Genomic DNA, 4,393 nt, shown 5'->3' with positions numbered 1-4,393 from the left:
TCGCAAATGAGTTAAAACAAACAAACATGCATAAGGGGTCTAGGAAAGAATATGTTTGTTTTTTTATAATCAGATAATGACATAAAACGATCAAGCTTGTTGTTATTATAAAAAGCTGGGGGAACTCCTCAAAAACCCTTAATGAAAACTCGTAGAATTCATTCATAGCGTTTCACTTTATTGACCATTCCTCTAAATGATTTAAATAAAATCATTATCGTTTTAGATATAAAAAAACGCATGAACTGCTCTGGATAAAATACGCACATTAAATACTTTTGCTTAGTGTCAAACAATCTAAAAAATGAAAAGTATCGTCTTTCAAAGAAAGAGAAATCATTGTCTAGTAATAAACTATTATACAAAATATCATAATCATTCTTAAGAAGAGGATTTATTTTTTTTGATGATGAAACCCCGTCATCTCCATATATAATAACATTTCTCTTAAAGAGAGAGATGTTCCCTCCATTTGAAAGAACCTTTAAATAAAAAGGGTAATCCTCTAGAAGCCTATATCTCTCATCAAAAAAACCAAACTCTTCAAATATAGACCTTGCATAATATGTAGATGCACCAGATATAATATTACCTCGCAATTTAATATACTTAAGTAACAAATTTCTGTCATTAAAAATATTAACAACCTTTTCCTTTGGGAATCGTTCGATCTCTCCATCTTCTGACTTTAAGACTCTGTATCCTGTTAATACCTGACATTTTTTAAAACTAAACTCCTGTACAATATCATTAACGACATTATTATCATAAAACTCATCATCAGCAGATAATGGTATAATTATTTCTCCTGTTGAGAGTTTTATTGCGTTATTAAAAGAAGCTACCGTCCCCATATTATACGCGTTAACAATAATACGATAGTTTAGATTAGTCTTTCTTAAGATATTTACAACAAAATCTTTGTCAAAATCATCAGAACAATCATCAACAATTAAATACTCAACCTGATAGCTTTCATTGAAAATTTGATTGGCTACTGAGCTTATTGATTTATATAAAAGATGTGAGTTTTTATATGTTAGGGTTACGATGGAAATTTTATTTACATTCATTATAAAGGAACCTTTTCCCAACACTAAATACAAAAACAAAATACAAAAAATAGTTAACCGAATACGCTATATTCGAACCGATTAGGCCATACTCCAATACGAATACATATGTTAAAGCGAGCAAGCTGATAGCAAAAAATATTTCTGTCTGTATAAATTGTTTTGTTGCACCACGAGATAGCATTGGATATGCGTATAGCCATGCCGATATTTTTAATACATCACCAATTAATTGCACTAAAAATAAATCTCTAGCACTTCGAAATGCCTCTGTGAATAGTAGTGTGATTGCAACATCTCGTAATAGATAAACACCAAGAGCCATTGCCGCAACTATTGGGATGATGACTACGGCTGTTCTATTAATTTCATCTACAATTTCATCAACTCGCTTTAATGAAGACAATCTGGGTAGATAATAGGTGCTTAGCGCCATTGTGATTACACCTAGATACACCTCGGATATTTTCCAAACAGCTTGCCATTGACCTGCTGCGTCCCACCCCAACTGATTGATTATCATATTACGAATAAGGATTAGAGATGTTGGCACAGTTAACGCACTTGTAATTGCCATAAGCATATAGTTGCGAATATCTTTGCGAAACGTCGCATCACAACGCCCCCACCAGCAACGTAAATTGAACCATGGCTGACGGATATTGAGGCATAGCATCACAACACCTATCAATGCAGATTGAGTTGCCGCAGCAAGCAGCGCTCCCTGAATATTATATATTGCGATCATGGCTAACATCAGGCAGCCAGATGCCAACGCGGAGATCATGCCAAGCCCGACATAACGGCGGTACTGTTGCTGGCCATTTATGATGGAGTTAAATAGAGTGCCAACTGCTGATAATGGCAATACAACCGCAGTAGTTATTACAACCCATGATAGTGAGATGTCTTTAAATAACCACAGTGATAGTCTTTCACTTAAAAGCAGACCTAATGGAATTATAATAGCAGAAAGAATCAATACCCATTGCCATGCCGCTCTCCACCATGGGGAGCAGGCTTCTACACCTTGCTCCTGATGCTCAGCTGTATAACGAACAACTCCATTTCCTACCGGCGCATTAATAATACCATTCAAGCTTGCCACCATACTCTGCACTTGGCCGAGCATAGCCAAGCCAGTGGGGCCAGTATAAATGGCCACCACCTTGGCAATCACAAATCCCATCGCCATTCTGAGCAAGGTCAATAACCCTGTCATAGCGGTGACTTTGAGCAAACTCCTCATGCATTAAATCCATTAACAGCTGCAATCACTTGTGCAACAGCCTCTTCACTCATCGTAGGGTCAAGCGGCAAAGAAAGAACTTGCTGATGGATTTCCTCCGTCACAGGCAGAGAGATATTATTCCACTGGCTATATGCCTGCTGTTTATGTGGCGCGACTGGATAGTGAATAAGGGTTTGAACACCTTGCTCAGCTAAATAAGCTTGCAATGCTTCGCGTTGCTCACAACGCACAACAAACAGGTGCCAAACATGTGCCAGCTCATCGATGACATGAGGTAATGTTACCAGTGGATTCGTGATCCCAGAGCGATAAGCTTGGGAGATTTTTTGGCGACGAATAGTCTCAGCTTCCAGATACGGCAACTTTACGCGCAACATTGCCGCCTGAATCTCATCAAGACGGCTATTTACCCCCTGATACAGGTTTTCATACTTCTTATGAGAACCATAATTACGCAAGGCTTTCAGTGTCCGCGCAAGTTCATCATCATTGGTTGTGATAGCACCAGCATCCCCCAACGCCCCGAGATTTTTACCTGGATAAAAGCTAAAGCTAGCAGCATTTCCCCAGTTGCCCGCTCGTTGGCCATTTATCTCAGCACCGTGAGCCTGGGCGCAGTCCTCGAGCACCAGCAAATTATGTTTCTTGGCAATGGCCATAATCTCTGGCATTGGTGACAACTGGCCATATAAATGGACAGGCAAGATCGCTTTTGTTTTAGCAGTGATCGCTGCTGCAACAGTAGTAGGATCTAGGTTATAGGTAGCAGGATTCGGCTCAACCAACACCGGCACCAAGTCATTTTCCGTGATAGCCAATACAGAAGCGATATAGGTATTAGCTTGAACAATTACTTCATCACCAGCTTGTAATTTACCAAGTTCTTTCCACGCACGCAGAGTGAGTATCAACGCATCCAAACCATTTGCTACACCAATAGCATGCTTGGTGCCGCAGTAAGCGGCAAACTCGGTTTCAAATTGGGTTAGTTCATTGCCCATAATATACCAGCCGGAATCAATAACGCGTACACAAGCATCTTTAAGTTCTTGCTGATATTGATTATTGATGGCTTTTAAATCGAGAAAATTAATCATATTACTGCTCAATATATTTGATAATTTTAGCCGGATTACCCACAACTACACCGTATGCAGGTACATCTTTAGTCACAACGCTACCGGCACCTACCATGGCGAATGTTCCAATGGTAACACCAGGCAATAAAGTGGCGTTGGCACCAATAGAGGCATAGTCTTCAATGGTTATTCGAGAAAAATCTTCAGGATAGACTTTAGATCGTGGCATTTTATCATTGGTAAAGGTAGCGCAGGGGCCAATGAAGACGTTGTTACCGATGGTAGTGCCATCCCAAATATAGACGCCAGATTTAACGGTTACGTTATCCCCTAATACTACATCGTTTTCAATCAGGGTATGGGCACAAATATTACAATCACGGCCAATTATGGCCTCTTTAAGTACAATGGCAAACTGCCACACGCGGGTACCGTCACCTATGTTACTGCTTTGTACATCACTGAGCGGATGAATGAACATGGCTATTTGCTGCCTCAATAAATTGTGCATAGTCACGGATATAATCTGACTCATCATAAAGCTGGTCAGCCAGCACCATGAGCACACAATCCTCTGAAAAGTCGTACATTTCCCGCCACATAAAGGATTCAATCAACAAACCTTGAGCTGGGTTATCGAGTAAAACTTCGACCCTCTCACGCCCATCATCCAAGACAAAGCGGCATGAACCACGTACTACTATAGCGACTTGTTTAAGCGTCTTATGAGCGTGGAACCCACGCCGAACACCATCTTTAGTATTGAAAAGGTAGTACACTCTCTTAACAGGAAAAGGTATATTTTCCCCTTCCTCTAAAGCAATTAATGAACCTCGTGCATCACCATGCGTTTGTAATGGGATAATTTTAATTTCCATTTTTAAATCGCCTGGTTATATTCTGAAAATGTTTTTGCACCTTGATCTTTCTCTGATAACAAGGCACCTTCAATAGGCCAGTCAATATTGATATCAGGGTCATTCCAGCAG

The 4,393-nt window shown here is 39.8% G+C and carries 4 protein-coding genes and 2 pseudogenes; all 6 read right to left on the bottom strand.

The features are described from left to right. Positions 1–158: 158 nt before the first annotated feature. The gene (locus LG30_RS21795; protein ID WP_081966275.1) at positions 159–1,073 is read right to left on the bottom strand and encodes a glycosyltransferase; all 915 of its coding nucleotides are present in this window, start codon (positions 1,071–1,073) and stop codon (positions 159–161) included. After that, positions 1,060–2,322 (bottom strand): O-antigen translocase, encoded by a 1,263-nt coding sequence (locus tag LG30_RS21790; protein ID WP_081966273.1) that lies wholly within the window; start codon positions 2,320–2,322, stop codon positions 1,060–1,062. Before LG30_RS21790 ends, LG30_RS21795 begins: the two co-directional genes overlap by 14 nt. Next, complete coding sequence (locus LG30_RS0120880) at positions 2,319–3,422, bottom strand: DegT/DnrJ/EryC1/StrS family aminotransferase (protein WP_033132625.1); 1,104 nt, start codon at positions 3,420–3,422, stop codon at positions 2,319–2,321. The genes LG30_RS21790 and LG30_RS0120880 overlap by 4 nt, the downstream gene beginning before the upstream one ends. Position 3,423: 1 nt before the next feature. Then, positions 3,424–3,594: pseudogene (locus tag LG30_RS23055) on the bottom strand (acyltransferase); the annotation flags it as partial. Between the two features lie 60 nt (positions 3,595–3,654). Further along, positions 3,655–3,885: pseudogene (locus tag LG30_RS23050) on the bottom strand (LbetaH domain-containing protein); the annotation flags it as partial. After that, complete coding sequence (locus LG30_RS21785) at positions 3,863–4,282, bottom strand: sugar 3,4-ketoisomerase (protein WP_081966271.1); 420 nt, start codon at positions 4,280–4,282, stop codon at positions 3,863–3,865. The gene LG30_RS21785 and the pseudogene LG30_RS23050, both read right to left, overlap by 23 nt. Between the last annotated feature and the right edge of the window lie 111 nt (positions 4,283–4,393).

The organism is Aeromonas aquatica, from assembly GCF_000764655.1.
Classification (GTDB): Bacteria; Pseudomonadota; Gammaproteobacteria; order Enterobacterales; family Aeromonadaceae; genus Aeromonas; species Aeromonas aquatica.
This window is presented reverse-complemented; position numbering and strand designations above follow the sequence as displayed.